Source organism: Xanthomonas prunicola, from assembly GCF_002846205.1.
Taxonomy (GTDB): domain Bacteria; phylum Pseudomonadota; class Gammaproteobacteria; order Xanthomonadales; family Xanthomonadaceae; genus Xanthomonas; species Xanthomonas prunicola.
Window position 1 is genome coordinate 343,526 of the sequence record NZ_PHKV01000002.1, and the last position, 17,907, is coordinate 361,432.

The 17,907-nt window shown below is 64.8% G+C and carries 14 protein-coding genes; 3 read left to right on the forward strand and 11 right to left on the reverse strand.

Going from position 1 to position 17,907, the window contains the following annotated elements; translation table 11 throughout:
* Positions 1-8 precede the first annotated feature (8 nt).
* Both XpruCFBP8353_RS07990 and XpruCFBP8353_RS07995 read right to left on the reverse strand, forming a co-directional pair.
* On the reverse strand, positions 9-1,412 hold the full coding sequence (locus XpruCFBP8353_RS07990) for a nicotinate phosphoribosyltransferase (RefSeq protein WP_101362755.1): 1,404 nt from the start codon (positions 1,410-1,412) through the stop codon (positions 9-11).
* A gap of 121 nt (positions 1,413-1,533) precedes the next feature.
* Positions 1,534-2,589: a bifunctional nicotinamide-nucleotide adenylyltransferase/Nudix hydroxylase gene (locus XpruCFBP8353_RS07995; protein WP_101362756.1), complete on the reverse strand. Its 1,056-nt coding sequence runs from the start codon at positions 2,587-2,589 to the stop codon at positions 1,534-1,536.
* 158 nt (positions 2,590-2,747) lie between these two features.
* Between XpruCFBP8353_RS07995 and XpruCFBP8353_RS08000 the strand changes: the two genes are divergently transcribed.
* The gene (locus XpruCFBP8353_RS08000) at positions 2,748-3,614 is read left to right on the forward strand and encodes an endonuclease/exonuclease/phosphatase family protein (RefSeq protein WP_101362757.1); all 867 of its coding nucleotides are present in this window, start codon (positions 2,748-2,750) and stop codon (positions 3,612-3,614) included.
* A gap of 54 nt (positions 3,615-3,668) precedes the next feature.
* Here the strand turns inward: XpruCFBP8353_RS08000 and XpruCFBP8353_RS08005 are convergent, their stop codons facing one another.
* On the reverse strand, positions 3,669-4,553 hold the full coding sequence (locus tag XpruCFBP8353_RS08005; protein WP_101362758.1) for a LysR substrate-binding domain-containing protein: 885 nt from the start codon (positions 4,551-4,553) through the stop codon (positions 3,669-3,671).
* A 176-nt stretch (positions 4,554-4,729) separates the two neighbouring features.
* On the opposite strand from XpruCFBP8353_RS08005, the gene XpruCFBP8353_RS08010 reads away from it, so the two are divergent.
* Positions 4,730-5,473: a sulfite exporter TauE/SafE family protein gene (locus XpruCFBP8353_RS08010; protein WP_101362759.1), complete on the forward strand. Its 744-nt coding sequence runs from the start codon at positions 4,730-4,732 to the stop codon at positions 5,471-5,473.
* Between the two features lie 171 nt (positions 5,474-5,644).
* On the opposite strand, the gene XpruCFBP8353_RS08015 is transcribed toward XpruCFBP8353_RS08010, so the two are convergent.
* From XpruCFBP8353_RS08015 to XpruCFBP8353_RS08030, 4 genes are all read right to left on the reverse strand, one after another.
* Entirely contained in the window at positions 5,645-7,804 is a 2,160-nt protein-coding gene (locus XpruCFBP8353_RS08015) for a carboxy terminal-processing peptidase (RefSeq protein WP_207759618.1), read from the reverse strand.
* Positions 7,805-8,219: 415 nt separating this feature from the next.
* Positions 8,220-9,233 carry a lipoyl synthase gene (gene lipA / locus XpruCFBP8353_RS08020; protein WP_101362761.1) on the reverse strand — a complete coding sequence of 338 codons (1,014 nt, stop codon included), beginning with the start codon at positions 9,231-9,233 and terminating at the stop codon, positions 8,220-8,222.
* A 15-nt stretch (positions 9,234-9,248) separates the two neighbouring features.
* Positions 9,249-9,947, reverse strand: a complete 699-nt coding sequence (gene lipB / locus XpruCFBP8353_RS08025) for a lipoyl(octanoyl) transferase LipB (RefSeq protein WP_101362762.1) — start codon at positions 9,945-9,947, stop codon at positions 9,249-9,251.
* Positions 9,935-10,213, reverse strand: a complete 279-nt coding sequence (locus XpruCFBP8353_RS08030) for a YbeD family protein (RefSeq protein ID WP_101362763.1) — start codon at positions 10,211-10,213, stop codon at positions 9,935-9,937. The genes lipB and XpruCFBP8353_RS08030 overlap by 13 nt, the downstream gene beginning before the upstream one ends.
* Positions 10,214-10,477: 264 nt before the next feature.
* Here XpruCFBP8353_RS08030 and XpruCFBP8353_RS08035 point away from each other — a divergent pair, with 264 nt between their 5' ends.
* A complete protein-coding gene (locus tag XpruCFBP8353_RS08035) occupies positions 10,478-11,539 on the forward strand; it encodes a lipid A deacylase LpxR family protein (protein ID WP_101362764.1) in 1,062 nt (353 codons plus the stop codon).
* 122 nt (positions 11,540-11,661) lie between these two features.
* On the opposite strand, the gene XpruCFBP8353_RS08040 is transcribed toward XpruCFBP8353_RS08035, so the two are convergent.
* The 4 genes from XpruCFBP8353_RS08040 to XpruCFBP8353_RS08055 form a co-directional block, all read right to left on the reverse strand.
* A complete protein-coding gene (locus tag XpruCFBP8353_RS08040) occupies positions 11,662-12,867 on the reverse strand; it encodes a D-alanyl-D-alanine carboxypeptidase family protein (protein ID WP_101362765.1) in 1,206 nt (401 codons plus the stop codon).
* A gap of 416 nt (positions 12,868-13,283) precedes the next feature.
* Complete coding sequence (locus XpruCFBP8353_RS08045; RefSeq protein ID WP_101362766.1) at positions 13,284-14,687, reverse strand: septal ring lytic transglycosylase RlpA family protein; 1,404 nt, start codon at positions 14,685-14,687, stop codon at positions 13,284-13,286.
* On the reverse strand, positions 14,684-15,823 hold the full coding sequence (gene mltB, locus XpruCFBP8353_RS08050) for a lytic murein transglycosylase B (protein WP_101362767.1): 1,140 nt from the start codon (positions 15,821-15,823) through the stop codon (positions 14,684-14,686). Before mltB ends, XpruCFBP8353_RS08045 begins: the two co-directional genes overlap by 4 nt.
* A gap of 428 nt (positions 15,824-16,251) precedes the next feature.
* Entirely contained in the window at positions 16,252-17,649 is a 1,398-nt protein-coding gene (locus XpruCFBP8353_RS08055; RefSeq protein ID WP_101362768.1) for a glycoside hydrolase family 28 protein, read from the reverse strand.
* Between the last annotated feature and the right edge of the window lie 258 nt (positions 17,650-17,907).

The following is a 17,907-nucleotide window of genomic DNA, read 5'->3' on the forward strand; positions in this document are numbered from 1 at the left end:
GCCGCGCGTCAGCGACGTGCGGCGTTGGCACGCGCGCGCACCTGCTCCAGCGTCCACTCCTGTTGCGACACGCCGTTTTCCCACACCGTCACCAACGCATCTTCGCTGTCGGCATGGGTGCCCACCTCATCGAGCAAGGCGCTGCGGTAGCTGCCATCGTCGCGTTTGCGCAGCAGGGTCAGCCGGCCGCGCTTGCTCTGCTTGCCCTGGTCGGTAATCGGGTCCTTGTAGACATCGATCCACTGCCCATCCACGCGTACCGCCGAACACTTCAACGCGAACTTCTGCGTGTCGCGGTCCACCTTTTGCAGCAACGCACCACCCATCCCGAACGCGACATTGTCGGCGGCATAGCCAGCCGCGGTGATGCGTTCCAGGATCGCACGCAGCGAGTTGGGGTTGATGCCATCGCCCTGGATCACCCGCACATGGTTGAGCACCTTGTAGCCTTTGCCATTGACCTGGTGACCGAACGCCTCGTCCAGCAACAGCAGGCACTGCTCGACCACATCCACCGGGTCGCCGGAGTCCGGACGAATCACCACCGTTGCGCCGGAAGCGATCACTTCCTCGCGCAAGGTGGTGCCCCAATGCTCGGCAATGGCGCGGTAGATGTCGTAGCTGTCGGACACCACCGCCACGATCGAACCCGGGCGCGCGAATTGCGTCAGCATGTTGCGATACGCATCCACCTCGCGCTCGCGGCCCCAACTGGTGATGGTGCTGTGCTCGGCAGCGGGAATCGAATATCCCGCCACTGGCGTGTGGTAGTGCGCACGCGCCAGCAGCAACGCCGACAACGTATCGGTGCCAAGAAAATTCACCAGATGGGCGGCACCGCCCAATGCAGCCGAGCCAAGACTGGACACACCACGCGCGCCAAAGTCGTGCAGCTTGAAAGGCAACTGCCCCTCCGGATCGTCGCTGGTGCGCTCCAGGTAGTCGCGCACGATCTGCTTCACCTGCCAGCTCACGGTGGCCACCGTCACCGGGTACCACACACGCAATAACAAGGTTTCCAGATACGACGGCACCCAAAACGCCTTAGCGTCGGTGGACTCGATCGTCATCAGCACGTTATGCGTTGGCACTACCGCGCCTTCGGGCACGGCGCGGATGCGGATCGGCAACTGCCCGCCAAGCCGGTCGACGATGTCGCGCCAGCCGGCTTCGTTGAACGGCTCGCCGTGCGCGGCCAGCAACTCCTTCGCATCGTCGATGTCGGCGTGCGTCACCGGCCGGTTGATGGCTTCTTTCAGGATCGATTGCAGGCCGAAGAAGACGGTCTGATCGTACAGGCCACCGCGCGATTCGACGTAGAAAAACGAGGCATCGGTGCCAGGCGGATATTGCAGCCAGTGGCTGGCCTTGTAGCTATCGGTATTGAGCAGCAGGTTATCGAGGTAATGCATGACGGAAGCTCCTTCGCGTCGAATGAACCAGCGGTCTGTCCGCCGGCGGGAGGTCACGGTTCAAACGGTCACACTGCGTGCGGCCACGTCGCTTTACGGCAACACGCAGGCGTTTGCGCTCTCAGCCACGGCCCAGGAAGAATTCAAGAATATGCAGGTGGTCTTCGTACAGGCGTGGCCCCATCGCCATCACTTCAGCGATCGGGATCCAGCGCGCTTTATCGGCGTCGTCGCCACCGCGTACCGCAGGCAATTGGCCGGCTGGAAATTCGAAATGAAACGCATGGGTAATCGTGCGTCCGCGTTGGCTACGTTCGGGGTGATCGAACACCTGCCGCCCACGCAACGATCCCTTGAGCACAGGCACCGGCAACTTGAGCCGCGTTTCCTCGCGCAGCTCGCGCAGGCAGCAATCCAGCAGACCTTCGTCCTGGCCGACAAATCCACCCGGCAAGGCCCACAAGCCCTTGCCCGGCTCGGCGCGACGCCGCACCAGCAGCACATGGCCCGAATGCACCACGACCGCATCGGTGGTCACGAATGTCGGCGGATAGGGTGCGTCTTTCCACGCGGCGCGGTATTGCTCGATGAAGCGGTATTCGGCCACCAGCTGCGCGTAGCTGGGCGAATTACGCCGGAACGCTTCCAGCATGTCGTACACCGGCGCCGGCACATTGCCGCGCAGCATCAACAAGCCACCGTGGAACCCGATATCGCCGGCTTCGAACAGATAGCGGCGCAATTCGGTGGCCGACAGCGTCGCCGTGTGTTGCACATCTTCCAGCGGCCACTGCGGAAACTCACGCAGGTAATAGCTGCTGGCGTCCTTGTCCATGCCGATCAGGCCAATGTTCGCATCCAGATTGCCGCCATCGGCTTGTACTGCCTCGGCAACCTGACGCTGCACTTCGGCGATCCACAGGCTTTCGTTGTAGAGATGGTCGCGGAGCGGGCGCACGATCAGCCGCGCAGTTTCGTCGGGCAACGCAGATTCGATCATCACCGCACGTTCGGCGACGGTCCACGGATTGCGAATGGTGCGGGGCGTGTCGGCCGAGCCGATCAGCATGATGAGCTTTCTCGCCTTGCCCAGCGCATGGCGGGCGACGGCGGCGTGGCCGTTGTGAAAGGGCTCGAAGCGCCCGATAAACACGAGATAGTCGTACGGTGTTGCCATGAGAATCCCTCACGGTTGAGTGGTCAGCTGGCGGTCTCTCCGCCGGCTTGGTGCAAATGCTACGCCGATGTGCGACGGCGTCAAGCGCCTGCGCAATGCACCCACAGCGGTCATACGTACTGGCTAGACTTGCCGCTTGTCTTCTGGAGATCCACGACATGCCACGCTTATCGCTACGCGCTGCGTCAGGGTATTTTTTCGCCGCCATCCTCACGCTATGCATGGCGCTGCCGGCCGTTGCCGCGTCCGCGCCGGCGCCGTTGCGGGTGATGTCGTTCAACGTGCGCGTGCCGGTGGACACCGATGGCGACAGACGCTGGACGGTGCGGCGGGCATCGATGGTTGCGCTGATCAAACAGACCCATCCCGATGTGTTCGGCACCCAGGAACTGGTGCAGGAGCAGGCGCAGTACCTGGCCTCGCACCTGCCTGATTACCGCTGGTTCGGCAAGGGCCGCCGTGGCGATGACAGCGACGAGCACATGGGCGTGTTCTACGACAGCCGCGCGTTGTCGGTGGTGGAATCGGGCGATTTCTGGCTGTCGGAAACGCCACAGGTCCCCGGCAGCAGCAGCTGGAACACCGACCTGCCGCGCATGGTGACCTGGGCCCTGTTCGAGCGCCGCAGCGACAAGCGCCGCTTCTATCTGCTCAACACGCACTTCGCCCACCGTGACCAGGACGAGGCCGCACGCGAGCACAGCGCGCGCCTGATCCTGTCGCACATCGCCACACTGCCGGCCGACATCCCGGTGGTGCTGACCGGCGACTTCAACAGCGATCCTGACCAGGGCACTTACCGCGTGCTCACCACCACGCTTGGAGATGCACGCGCCCGCGTCTCCGAGCCGCAAGGCCCGGAAAAAACCTTTCAGGACTTCACCACGCAACCGACCCGTCGCATCGACTGGATCCTGTTCCGCGGTCTGACACCGACACGTTTTTCCACGCTGGATCATCGTCCCGGCGGTGTATTGCCGTCCGACCACTATCCGGTACTGGCCGAATTCGCCTGGCCGCGTTGATCGCGCCGGCGACGTAACGCTGTCACGATGCCGGCCGCTCTGACGCTACGCAGCTCAGTCGCGCTGCAGCCAATCCACCAGCGCTTGCAGCATGGTCGACGGAGCAGGCTGGTGACGCAGCACGATCGAAAGCTGCCGCGGTGCCCAGGCTGCATCCAGGGGCACCGTGGCCAGCTGATCGCGCACGCATGAGCGCTGCACCGCGGCGTGCGGAAGAATCGCCACGCCCATGCCTTGCGCGAGCATGCGGCACAACACGTCGATGCCTTGTACCTTTGCACGCATGCGCACCTGCACGCCGGCGCGGTTCATGTGCACGCGCAGATACCGTTGCAAGGCGCTGTCGCCGGCCAGCCCCAGCGTGTCCATTCCCGCGAGCTCGCTCAATTGCAGCGTCGCGGCGCCGGCCAGTGGATGCGCTGCAGCCATCACCAGCACCAGCCGATCCTCACTGAACGGCAGCACCTGCAGCCCACTGAGATCGGCATGGCCTGCGACCACGGCAATGTCGGCGCGTTCCTCGCGCACCGCATCGGCAGCTTCGTCGCTACCCTGCTCGGTCAATGCCAGATCCAGCTGCGGATGTGCGATGAGAAAATCCGCCAACCGTTCGGGCAACCAAGCCGACAGCGCCGCGGTATTGGCCGCCAGCCGCAGCGTCACCTGCCCACCGCCCCCGTAGCCGCCCAGCTCCAGCTGCAGCGCCTCGGCCTGCCGCTGCAATTGCCGTGCGTGCCGCAGCAACACGCCGCCGGCCGGAGTCAGGCTGACCCCGCGGCGCCCGCGTTCCAGCAGTACGGCGCCCACCTGCAGCTCCAGCGCACGCATCCGCGCACTGGCAGCAGCCAGCGACAACGCCGCGCGTTGCGCACCGGCGGTGATGCTGCCCGTCTCGACCACCGCGATGAACAACCGTAAATCGACAAATTCCAGATGCATGAGCGCTCCACAAGCACGTGCATGTCATCGACATGCGCTCGCCGCCGACAAGACAGGCCAGCCAGGCCAGGGGCCTCAGCACGCGCGGCATCCCGCCTTAGCCTTCGGCGCTGCCGAAGGCTGCCTCAAACAATCACGCATTGTCCGCTGCGGAACAAGCCCGGATCCTTGGCTGCATGGAGACATTGCACACCCACTGGCGTCTGATCGCAGGCGTCTTTTTGCTGGCTGGCTGGGTCAAGGGCGTGGCCGGGATGGGCTTGCCGACCGTTGCGATGGGGCTGCTGGGTCTGTGGCTGACGCCTGCCGAGGCAGCGACCTTACTGACTCTGCCTTCGCTTGTGACGAATGTGCAGCAAGCCTGGGGACCGGACACGGCGACCCTGTTGCGACGTCTGTGGCCATTGCTGGCAACCGTGACGCTGGGCACCTGGCTGAGTGCAGGGGTGCTGACAGGCGCCGACCCCAGCCTGGTCCGCGCCGGGTTGGGCGCGCTGCTGGCGTTGTATGCCTTGCTTGGGCTGGCCCGCCGCCACTGGACGATGCAGGCGCGTCACGAACCGTGGGCAGGGCCACTGGCCGGGCTGGCCACCGGTCTGCTGAGTGGCGCCACCGGCGTGTTCGTGCTGCCATCCCTGCCCTACCTCACCGCCCTGCAACTACCGCGCGAGCGGTTGATCCGCTCTCTGGGCTGGTGTTTCGGCGTGGCGACGCTGGCGCTGGCCAGTGCCCTGGCCTGGCATGGCGCGCTCCCCCGCGCGGCGATCGCTCCGTCATTGTGGGCGCTGCTACCCACCGCCATCGGTATGTGGCTGGGTGCCTGGGTGCGCAATCGCATTTCCGCCGAGACGTTTCGACGCTTCTTTTTCACCACCTTGCTAGTGCTCGGCCTGCAAGGCGTCTGGCAGGCACTGGCGTAAGCGCAACGGGGAGTCGCACGACACGCAGGCGCGGCAGCCGGACTATCGATCATCAGTCAAACCGCTCACGCAGTCGCCCCTATGAAAGGGTCGGCCAACAAAAAACGCCACCGCGATGCGGTGGCGTTTTGTACTTCAAGCTGATCTTGTCGCCAGCTGCTCGGCGAACGATCAGTCCGCCCAACGTCCCGGCGCGGTCGACTTCGGCAGCACCTGGGCCGACAACGGCTTGTCCTGCGACAGCAAGCCAAGCGCGTCGGCCAGGATCGCGGCCGATTCATGCAGCAACGGATCCGGACGCTTTTCGGCAGCCTTCTCGCGTGCGGTGTCCTTGACGATGTCGCGCTCGTTACCGGTCAGGCCGTCGTCGCTGTCTTCGGCAAGCGGATCCAGCGGCAACCCGAGTTGCTTGCGAATCTGCTGGCGATCCTTGCGCTGCTGATCCTGCTTTTGGCGCTCGGCAACGCGCTCGGCTTCGTTCAACGAGATGTACTTCTTGGCCTTTTCATCTCGGAACTGCTTGACGTCTTCTTCCCACCACTGGAATTCCTTGTCGGTCGCGATGCGTGCAGTGTGCAGGGCCTGCAACTTGGGCAGCAGCGGCGCAAAATTGCCGTACTGGGTATGCGGCGCAGCGGCGATGCGCGTCCACGGCAATGCATTGTCGTAGGTGCTCTCACCGAACTCGGTGGCATCCACGCTGGCCGGGAATGCGATGTCCGGCACAACGCCCTTGTGCTGGGTGCTGGAGCCGCTGACGCGGAAGAACTGCGCTATGGTCAGCTTGACCTGACCATAGCGCTGCCCCTCGGCAGCCGGCCAGCGATCCAGGTCGACGATGTTCTGCACGGTGCCCTTGCCGAAGCTGGTTTCGCCGATCACCAGACCACGACCGTAATCCTGGATCGCACCGGCAAAAATTTCCGATGCTGATGCCGAGCCGCGGTTGATCAACACGCCCAGCGGGCCGTCCCAGGCAACCTTGGGGTCGCTGTCGCCATTGACGGTGACGCGGCCGCCGGATTCGCGCACCTGCACCACCGGACCCTGCTCGATGAACAAGCCGGTGAGTTCGATCGCCTCATCGAGCGAGCCGCCGCCGTTGTTGCGCAAGTCCAGCACCACGCCGTCGACCTTGTCGGTCTTGAAGCCGGCCAGCAGCTTGGCGACGTCGCGGGTCGCCGAGGCGTAGTCGGTTGCATTGCGACGACGGCCTTCGAAATCTTGGTAGAAGCCCGGCAGCTTGATGATGCCGATGCGGCGCTGCGGCTCGGTACCCGTGGCCGGCAAGGTAATGGTTTCGCCCTTGGCAGCCTGTTCGGCCAGACGCACCTTCTGGCGGGTCAGGGTGACAGTGCGGTGCTTGCCGTCGATACCCGACTCGGCCGGGATGTACTCCAGGCGCACCTGGGTGTCCTTGCTGCCGCGGATCTTGGCCACGACGTCATCGATACGCCAGCCGATCACATCTTCGATCGCGCCAGTCTTGGCCTGACCCACGCCAACGATGCGATCGCCCGGCTTGAGCGTGCCATCCACCGCCGCCGGACCACCCGGGATCACCTCGCGGATCACCACCATGTCGTCCTGCTTCTGCAACTGCGCGCCGATGCCTTCCAGCGACAGCGACATCTGCTGGTTGAACGTCTCGGCAGTACGCGGGGTGAAGTAATCGGTGTGCGGGTCGACGGCGTTGGTATAGGCATTGACGAAGAACTGGAACACGTCTTCGCCCTTGAGCTGCTTGACCGAATCGGCCAGCGCCACGTAGCGCTTATCCAGCGTCTTGCGGATGTCGTCGGGCTTCTTGCCGGCCAGCTTCAGGCGCAGCCAATCGTTCATCACCGACTGGCGCCACAACACGTCCAGCTGCTTGTCATCCGCAGCCCACGGCACGTCCTTGCGGTCGTACTCGAACTTGTCGTTACCGCTGAAATCGAAGTCCTGCTTGAGCAAGTCGCGCGCGTATTTGACGCGTTGATCGACACGCTTCTTGTAGACCGAGAACACCTGGAAGGCCGGCTCCAGATTGCCACCGCGCAGCGCATCGCCGACGCCGGCCTGCAACGGGGCGAAGCTGTCGATATCGGCCTGGGTGAAGAACTGTTTGCCGCCGTCCAGCGTTTCCAGATAGCGCTTGAACACGTCCTTGGACATTGCCTCGTCCAGCGCGCGCGGCCGGTAGGCATAGCGGCTATCGGAGAGCAGGCCGTAGACGAGCTTGGTGGCCGTCGCCTGGTCGGGCGTGGCGGCGGCAGGCAACGCGGTATCGGCGCGCGCGAGCAATGCCATCGGAGTGGTCAACACCAGCGCCAGCAGGCCGGCCTTCATGGACGCAGAAACGTTGTAGGTCATCGAATGGCTCTCGGCACAGGGCCGATGAAAGGAAGGCGGTGATCGGATCAGACAGCATGACAGTGCCGAAAGTTGCTGGCGTTGTCATCCACTGGCTGAATCAGCCTAGCGCCGGGCCTGTAGCGGATTGTGAACGAGACCGTACCCTGCAGCGGCATGCCGCATGGGCGAGAGACGATGCGGCCCCGCGCAGTGCGCAGGGCCGCAAGGGGTGCTTAACCGGAATTGCGCTGTGACCGGCCGCCGACACGTCACGGGGCGACGACTCGCCTACCGACAGCACGCGGGGCCTGCTGCGCCAGCGTGCCGACGGGCAATGCCGCAAAGCGGGGCCGATCAAAATACCGATCGCACACTCGCCGGGGCGGTCATCCGACCGCCTGCCGCGCACTCAAGCAGCGACACCAGCGCCAGCGGCCTGCCGGTCGGCGTGGTACGACGACCGCACCATCGGACCGGAGGCGACATGACTGAAGCCCAGTGCGTTGCCGTAGTCTTCCAGCGCCTTGTATTCCTCCGGCGTCCAGTAGCGCATCACCGGGTGATGGTGCGACGTCGGCTGCAGATACTGGCCAATGGTGATCATGTCCACATCGTGCGCGCGCAGGTCGCGCAGCGTGGCCTGCACCTGTTCCATCGTTTCGCCCAGGCCGAGCATGATGCCGGACTTGGTGGCAATGGACGGATGCTGCGCCTTGAAGCGCTGCAGCAGCGTCAGCGACCACTGGTAATCCGCACCGGGGCGCACGTTCGGATACAGATCCGGGACGGTTTCGATGTTGTGGTTGAACACGTCCGGCGGGCTCAGCGCCAGAATTTCCAGCGCGCGGTCCATGCGGCCCTTGCCGCGGAAATCCGGGGTCAGGATTTCAATGCGGGTATTGGGCGAACTGGCCCGGATCGCCGAAATGCAGTCGACGAAATGCTGCGCACCGCCGTCGCGCAGATCATCGCGGTCCACACTGGTCACCACCACGTACTTCAGGCCCATATCGGCCACGGTGGTGGCCAGGCTGGCCGGCTCGCTCGCGTCAGGCGGCTTTGGCCGGCCATGCGCCACGTCGCAGAACGAGCAACGCCGCGTGCACACCTCGCCCAAAATCATGAAGGTCGCGGTGCCGTGGCTGAAGCATTCGTGGATGTTCGGGCAACTGGCCTCTTCGCACACCGTGACCAGGCGGTTTTCGCGCAGCTTGGCCTTGAGGTTCTGCACCGCGTTGCCGGACGGAATCCGCACGCGGATCCACGACGGCTTGCGCAGCACCGGCGCATCGACGAACTGCACCGGCGAGCGGTTGATCTTGTCGCCACCGATCTGCTTGACGCCGGTCTGCAGCGGCGCAGGCGCGGCGGTGTCGCCGGAGACGACCTGCAAGGGAATGGAACGGGCGATAGGCTGGGTCATGACGATACGGGGCGCTCAGGCCGGAAGCGAAAGGTCGGGCAATGCGGAAGTGGGCTGCAGCACGAGGCCGAATTGGCACGCCAGCTGATCGAGCAGCACCGCCTTGACGGCGTCCATCCCGGAGGGGCCGCCCAAGTCTAGCACCGAGGTCACCTGCAGGCCTTGGTAGCCGCAGGGGTTGATGCGGTGGAATGGTTCCAGGTCCATCGCCACGTTGAACGACAATCCGTGGAAGGTGCAGCCACGGCGCACGCGAATGCCGAGTGCGGCGATCTTGGCGCCGCCGACGTACACACCCGGCGCGCCTGCGCGGCGTTCGGCCACGATATTCCACTCATCCAGCGTATCGATCAGCGCCTGCTCGATCTTGCACACGTAATCGCGCACGCCGATCCTGAGCCGCCGCAGATCCAGCAGCGGATAGACCACCAGCTGGCCGGGGCCGTGATACGTGACTTGCCCGCCACGATCGACCTGCAACACCGGAATGTCGCCCGGTGCCAGCACATGCTCGGGTTTGCCGGCCTGGCCCAGCGTAAACACCGGCGCATGCTCCACGACCCAGACTTCGTCCGCGGTGCGCTCATCACGTGCATCGGTGAAACGCTGCATTGCACGCCACACCGGGGCGTAATCCTGCTGACCGAGGTCGCGCAACTGCGCAGGCGGGCCGACAGCAGAGCTGCTCACGGGCTCGGCCGCTACAGCGTCCACTTCACTTCCGGATGGTCGCGCAGCGCCTGGTGCGCGGCGTCGAATTGCTCGCGGCTGTCGGCGCGAAAGCCGATCTTGACCGAGACATATTTGCCGCTGGACGAATGCTTCCAGCTGATGCTTTCCTGCAACAGCTCCACGCCGGTGGCGGCGAGCAGACGCGGAAGTTCCGTCTCCAGCCCGCGCTCGGCCGCGCCCATGGCGCTGAGCTCGAAGGTGCCTGGAAACTGAAAGCCGTGATCGGGGTTGTCGGTACTGATGTCCATCCGCCCATTATCGGGCCGGAGATGGGCAAACCCAAGCCTTTGCAACCGATCAGTCCGCCTAGCTCGTCCGCACCGTCGCCATGCAAGCGTCAGCGACCTCCCACAATGTGATGCAACGCTGCTGGATCGAACACAGTTATATGCCGATGGCGACGCAGTAACGAGCTGAAGCAGAAGAGATTGCAGTCGCAGCGACGCACTTCACATGGCGCAGCAGAAGACGCAGGCACCTTTCTAAATCCAGCCATCCTCCCCAGGCCCTCCATGCTTCAACTCCGCCCGTTGTCAGCTGCCTTGCTGCTCTCTCTTTCCTGGCTGTCACCGTCGGCCCTGGCGGCGGATCAGTGCGATTCCAGCCGGCTTGGGCGTACGCCGCCTGCGGTGAATTTCCGGGTCGACAACGACTTGTTCGGTGGCGAAGATCAGGACCAGGGCTATTCCAACGGCGCGGTGCTGACGTTGGTGTCGCCCAACCTGGTCGACTACACCGACGACCCGTGCCTGCCGCGCACCGCACGCTGGGTCAACAGCTATCTGGAGCGGCTGCATCCAGGCGAGTTCGACCAGCAGAACATGGTGTTCTCGATCGGCCAGGCGATCTTTACGCCCACCGATTACACCCGTCGCGACGTGATTCCGGAGGACCGCCCGTATGCGGGCATCCTGCTGGCGAGCTTTGGCTACAACGCGCGCAACGATGCGCACCTACGCACCACGCAGCTGCAACTCGGCGTCGTCGGCCCGTGGGCATTGGCGAAAGAGGCGCAGGATGCGATCCACGATGCGCTTGGGGACGAAAAATTTCAGGGCTGGGACAACCAGCTGCACAACGAGCCGCTCATTAACCTGGTGCACGAGCGCATGCGCCGCTGGCCAGCAGATGCGAGCGGCAATGCCGAGGGGTTCGGCTGGGATTTCATTTCGCATTGGGGTGGCGCGGTCGGCAACATGGCCACGCATCTCAATGCCGGTGGCGAAGCCCGCTTCGGCTGGAAGCTGCCGGACGACTTCGGCAGCACGCCCACCCGCCCGGCGGGCGAAAACACGGCTCCCAGCAGACTGAGACGCGCCAGCGGCTGGTCGGGCCACCTGTTCGTGACCACCGACGCACGCTGGGTGATCCGCGATATCACGCTGGACGGCAATACGTTCCGTAATAGCCACAGCGTGGACAAGCGCCCGTTCGTCGGCGAGGTGGGCTACGGCTTGGCGGTGATGTACGGCCGCTGGAAATTCGCCCTCGCCCGCTACCACCGCACCCGCGAATTCGACACCCAACGCGAGACGCCGGTGTATGGCAGTTTCACGATCAGTCGGATGCTTTGAGGGCTGGGAATCGGGAGTGGGGAATCGGGAATCGCAAGAGCAAACGCTGTGCTCCTGCATTTACCGATTCCCAATTTCCCATTGTCGATTCAAAAAAATGCCGGCTTTCGCCGGCATTTTTCTTACTCCGATTCCCACCACATCCAGAACGCGTCCCAGAGGCGCTTGAAGAAGCCGCCCTCTTCGACCGCGTTGATGGCGACCAGCGGGGCCTGGGCGATGACCTTGCCGTCCAGGCTGACCTTCACGGTGCCGACTTGCTGGCCCTGCTTGATCGGTGCCTGCAGATTCTTCGGCACTTCCATGCTGGGCTTGAGGTCGTTGTAACGGCCGCGCTGCAGGCTCACCAGCAGCGGCTGTGCCACGCCGAGCTGCACTTCGTCCTGCTGGCCCTTCCACACCTTCTGCTTGGTGACGACCTTACCGGGCGCGTACAGGCTGTGGGTTTCGAAGAAACGGAAGCCCCAGTTGAGCAGAGCCAGGCTATCGGTGGCGCGCTGTTCTTCGGAGCTGTCGCCCATGACCACGGCGATCAGGCGCTGATCACCACGCTTGGCCGAACTCAGTAGGCAGTAGCCGGCCTCGGAGGTGTGGCCGGTCTTGATGCCGTCCACCGCCGGGTCGCGCCACAGCAGCCGGTTGCGGTTGCTCTGCTTGATCGAGCCGACCTGGAATTCCTTGATCTTGTTGTAGGCGTAGGTTTCCGGGTAATCGCGCACCATCGCGCGGCCCAGCATGGCCAGATCGTAGGCGGTGGAGTGATGGCCCTCGGCGCTCAACCCGTGCGCGTTGACGAAGTACGAGTTCTTCATGCCGATCTTGGCAGCGTAGCTGTTCATCAGCGAGGCGAAGGCTTCTTCGCTACCGGCCACATGCTCGGCCAGCGCGATGGCGGCGTCGTTGCCGGACTGGATCGCCATGCCCTTTTCCATGTCTTCCAGACGCGCAGTCTGGTTGACCGGGAAGCCGCTGTAGCTGCCATCGGTACCGGCGCCGCCCTCGCGCCAGGCGCGCTCGCTCATCATGACCTGGTCGTCGCGCTTGACCTTGCCGTTCTTGATCTCGGCGGCAACCACATAAGACGTCATCACCTTGGTGATGCTGGCGGGCGCCAGTTCCTGGTGGATGTTTTCACCGGCCAGTACCTGCCCGGTAGCGTAGTCCATCAGGATCCAGGACTTGGACACGGCCGGTGCGGGCGCCGGTGGCACCGGCAAGGCGGCCGGGGCGGCAGCCACGGCCGGAGTCGGCTGCGGCGCAGGTGTCTGGGCGCAGACCAGGCCGAAGGCGAACGTGGCCACGGCAGCGGCGGCGAAGCGGAATTTCATTGAAGAACGACTCCTGACGAACCCGAAAGCTGGGCAATGCGAAATTGTAAGGCGCCACGGCGATCAGGGCGACGCGCCGCAGGTTGCATGCGCTTGCGCAGTTCAGCGATGGCGGCCTGCTTGGGGGGGCCTGAGCGAGCTGCCGGAGGTGCCACGCACCGCATGGGCGTCGCTGACAGCGCGTTGGACCAGGCGACTGCGGCACTCAGTGGGTCGCTGGACGCACACAGCGCGATGGGTAACGACGTGCGCGAGGCGTGGCAATTCCGGCCTGGGCCGCACCGGCGTTGCATCTATGCAATGGCTGCCACCCCATCGGGATCGGCCTAGCGGTTCCGGTACAGCCGACGCAGCCAGCGCGCGCGCGACTGATGCGCGCGCTTGATTCGCCAACGCGGTCACCGACTCGCCTACGGCTAATTGGCCACGATCTGCGGGCGGCCGAAACCGAGGCCGGCGATGCGCTGGGCGATCTCCGATGCGTTGGCGTGGTCGCGTGCATTCACGCGCAGCCGCCACAAGGTGCGCCCGCCGCTGACGATGTCGCTGACGCTTGCACCGGCAATCCCCGCCGAGGCCAATTGCGACAGTGCGCGATTGGCGTTTTCGCGGCTGGCGAAACTGGCGACCTGCAGCAGGATATCGCCGAGTGCGGCTTCGGCCACGCTGGAGGCCTTGGCGGGCGCTGGCTCGGCCTTGAGCGGACGCGAAGCAGTGGTCTCAGACGGCTTGACCGCCGCAACCGCGACCGGTGTCGCCGCGACAGCAGGCGCCGGCGACGTCGGACGCGGGACCGCAGCGGTCGGCTTGCCGGTGGCCACCCGCACGCCCTGTGCCTTCATCCAGGCATCGAAGTTGTCGGCATTGCCAGGCTGGCGCGAATCGGCGACGCGGTAGCGCCAACGCTCGCCGGCCGGAATGACCGCCGTGCTGGCAGTGGGTGCGTCGGCGGAAGTGGCAGCCGTGGCACCGGCACCTGCCGCGACGGCACGCGGCGGCACGGTGCGGGTGGGCAGACGCTGCACCAGGCCATCGATCTGACTGGCGCTGGCAGCCGGCCGTGCGGTGGCAACGGCGGTATTCACTGGTACCTGGCCACTACGGCGCTTGGCGAGCAGATTGCCGTTGTCCGCTTCGGTCAAGCCACGCACTTCGACATTGCCGGTGCCCTTGCCGGTGATACCCAGCTTCACCGCCGCGGCGTAGCTCAGATCGATCACGCGGCCATCGTGGAACGGGCCACGGTCGTTGACGCGCACCACCACCGACTGGCCGGTGTCGGTATTGGTGACCAGCGCAAAGCTGGGCAGCGGCAAGGTCTTGTGCGCGGCAGTGAAGGCGTACATGTCGTAAACCTCCTTGTTGGAGGTCAGCCGGCCATGGAACTTATTGCCGTAGTACGAGGCAGTGCCGCGTTCGACATAGTCGCCGGGGTTGTCCATCACCACATAGCGCTTGCCCAGCACTTCGTACGGCGAGCGATTGCCCACCGCCGAGCGCGGCTCGTTGGTGACCAGCGGTTCGGGAATGCAGGCCACATTGGGCACATGATCGGGCGTGGTGTCTTTCACACCGGGCTTGTACAAGCCGCCAGCGGTGTAATCGCCGCGCGTGGACGGGTCTTCTTTGGCAGGCGCGTATGGCGAGGTGGACGGGCAGCCGGTGGCGACATACGCCGGCCCCTTGCCGTCGACCTTGACGCCCTTGATCGCGCCGCTGCCGTTGCTACCGGCGGTCTTCTTCGGTGCGCTGCTGCAGGCCGCCAGGCCGAGCATCAGTGCCATCGGAATCAGCCACTTGGGGCCTGCAATGCTGTTCATGCCGGGGGTAACTCCTTGCCGGCGATGGCCTCGGACAGCTGGAACACGGCCATCGCGTACATCTTGGAAATGTTGTAACGGGTAATTGCGTAGAAGTTCTGGAAGCCCAGCCAATACTGCTTGCCGTTGGCGTCGTCCAGGCTGATCGGGGTGGCGGTACTGCCCACTACCACCGGTGCGCTCGGGTGGTACCCGCGCGCCGACAAGTCGGCCAGCGTGTAGACCGGAGACCAGTCGGTAGGATTGAATTCGTCGTGGCCGGCGGCCAGCGTGGCCGGTACCGCGACCTGTCCGTCGCGCACCCAGCCGCCCTTCTTGACGAAGTAATTGGCGATCGAGGCGAACACGTCGTTGTAGTCGGTGAACAGATTGCGCTTGCCGTCGGCATCGCCGTCGACGCCGAACTGGCGATAGCTGGACGGCATGAATTGCCCCATGCCCATCGCGCCGGCGTAGCTGCCGATCAGGCTGGTGACGTCAAGTCGTTCTTCCTTGCCGAGCGCGAACAACTGGCCCAGTTCATCGCGGAAAAACAGTTCGCGGCGCACTTCGCGTTCGAGCTTGGCGGGGTCGCCACTGCGCGGATAGCGGAATGCGAGCGTGTACAGCGCATCCAGCACGCGGTACTTGCCAGCATTGGTGCCATAGCTGGTTTCCACCCCGATGATGGCGACGATCACCTGTGCCGGCACACCGGTGGCAGCTTCGACCTTGCTCAGCTCGGCGCGGTGTTCGGCGAGAAACTTGCGGCCGGCGTCTATGCGCGCCTGGGTGATGAACATCGGCCGGTATTCGTTCCACGGCTTGACCCGTTCGGCCGGGCGCGACATCGCAGTGACGATCGCGTCCTTGAACTGCGCCTGCGCCAGCACCGCGTCGATCTGCGCGGCATCGATGCCGTACTTGGCCGCAGTGTCGCGTACGAAGTTGGCGCGGGCGGTCTCGAAGGGCACCGGGGTCAGATCGACCGGCGGCAGCGCGGGGGCTTCGGCGGCGGCGCTTGCAGGCGCGCCCGGAGCCACCGGCGGCTTGGCCGGCGGTGCGCTGGCAGCCGGCGGCGGGGACGGAGGGCTGGGCTGAGTCGCGCAGGCGACAAGGCCGAGGGTGAGCAGACAGGTCAGTGTGCGTCGAATCATCGGCCGAGGGTAACAGACATCGGATGAACTTCTGGCAATAAGACCATGAAACGAAAGAGCTTTAGCCGAAGTCAAGACGTGCCGCAGCATCGCTCGATGCGAACGGGCCACTGCCTCGGGCAGACACGGCAAGAAAACCCCGGGCCCGCAGGGGCGGGACCGGCGGAAAGGGGCCGGGGTATCGCGGGGGGTCAGGCGTAGCGGGACACGTCTGGCGGGCGGGGCGGCGGCAATCGCCGCCGGCATGGGATCGCAGTCTGCAAGCGCGACCCACGGCGCCGATGCCTCAGGACGGCTCGATGGCTCAACCCGTCGGTTGGACCGATCGATGCCAAGGTGCCAGACACTGCAGCACCTCTCGGCGCTGCAGCGTCGCGGGGGAGAACAGAAGATCGGGCGCAGCGCGAGGACCGGCTGCGCCGGATCGGTCACAGTGCCGGGAAATGCGGTGCCGTCGAGCAGGCCGGGATGGCACCACTCACTTGCACCGGGCCAGTAGTGACACCGGTACCGGTAGGCGTCAGATCACTGTTGACCAGCCCGATCTGTGCGTCGCTGGCACTGACGGACTTGTTGCCTGTCGCAAGATTGGCCAGCACCAGGTCCAACGGCGTCTGCGCATCAAAGCCCTTCAGGATCCAACCCTTGCCCTTGAGCCCGGCATCGGCGGTGGTGCGCAAACCGTTGACGACGATCTCCTTGAAGCTGGGCTTGGTCCCGCCGGTACCGGACGCATAGAACGGGTTGATCACCAGCGGGCTGGTCACGCCGAACAGGCAGGTGTTGCGGTAGGTGATCAGGCTGACCGGGCCGCCCTTGACGATACTGGTCTTGATGCGCAACCCGTTGTTGTCGGTACTGTGGTTGCCGGCATCGTCGGTGGCGGTGATGACGTTGTTGTCGACCAGCACATTGTTGACCCCGAACATCACTTCGCTGCCGATCGAGATGCCGTGGGTGCCGTAGCAACGGTTGTCGCGCACGGTGATGTTGCCGGACGTGGAGGCGATGGTCTTGATCGCCACGCAATCGTCTCCGCCCATCACATCGTTGTCGACCAGACTGGCGTTGGTCACGCTGTCCAGGTCCAGGCCATCGGTGTTGGGGCTGGTGGCCGGCGATTTCACCCGTACGCCCCAGATGGTCAGGCCATCGACCATATGCGCGAAGAAATGGAAGTACGCCGCGTTGATCAAGTTGATGTCGTACAGCGTAAACGCCGTGGAGTTCTGCACCTTGATCAGGTCCGGGCTGTTCTGTACCTGGCCGGCCGCCTTGGCGTTTTCGCCGAACTGCCACCAGGTGGTGCGCTTGCCCAGCATGGTCAGATCGCCGCGGCCATCGATGGTGCCCTGACGCCCGCCGGTGCGGATGCCCATCACGCCCGACTTGGCTCCCTTGACGCTGATCAGCGGCGCGCAGCCGCCGCTCTTGGAACCTGCCACGCCGCAGCCGCTGCCGTAGTCGGCCGGATTGCGCGAGCCGTACAAGGTGACGCCCTGGTCGACCAACAGCGTGACGCCGCTAGGAATGGTCAGCGGGCCGGTCAGGAATGCATTGCCGCTGCCGCCGGTCAGCAGCACGCTGCCGTTTTCGCAGGCATCGAGCGCGGCCTGGATGGCCCTGGTATCGGGCGGCGAGCGCTCGGTCGCATCATCGAATTGACGCCCGGTCGGCGTCAGCCCAGCCTTCAAGGACGGCGAACACGTGGCTGGAATGGAAGGTTGCGCGACAGCGCGGGTATCGCCGGTGGCGAAGGTGACGGCACTGGCCTGCGCGGACAGCAGCAGACAGAGACCGCCGATGGCGGCGGTTGGCAAGTTCATGGAAAGAGGCACCCGAAAGAGGAATGGCGCGCACCTGCACAGGCAACGCGACGCGGCCGCCATCACTGCAGGGGCGTGGCGGACTCTACGGAGCACGCCCCGCGCGTGCAGAACGCGAGCGAACCAAACGCCGCGCGCACGAAGTCAGCTGCATCGCTATGTCGTCATTGCACTACAGCGCGCAAAACGCGGGGTTATCGATGCTTGGCCGGCGCGCTGACACACGCGTGTCGCATCGATCAGGGTTGCACTGCCACG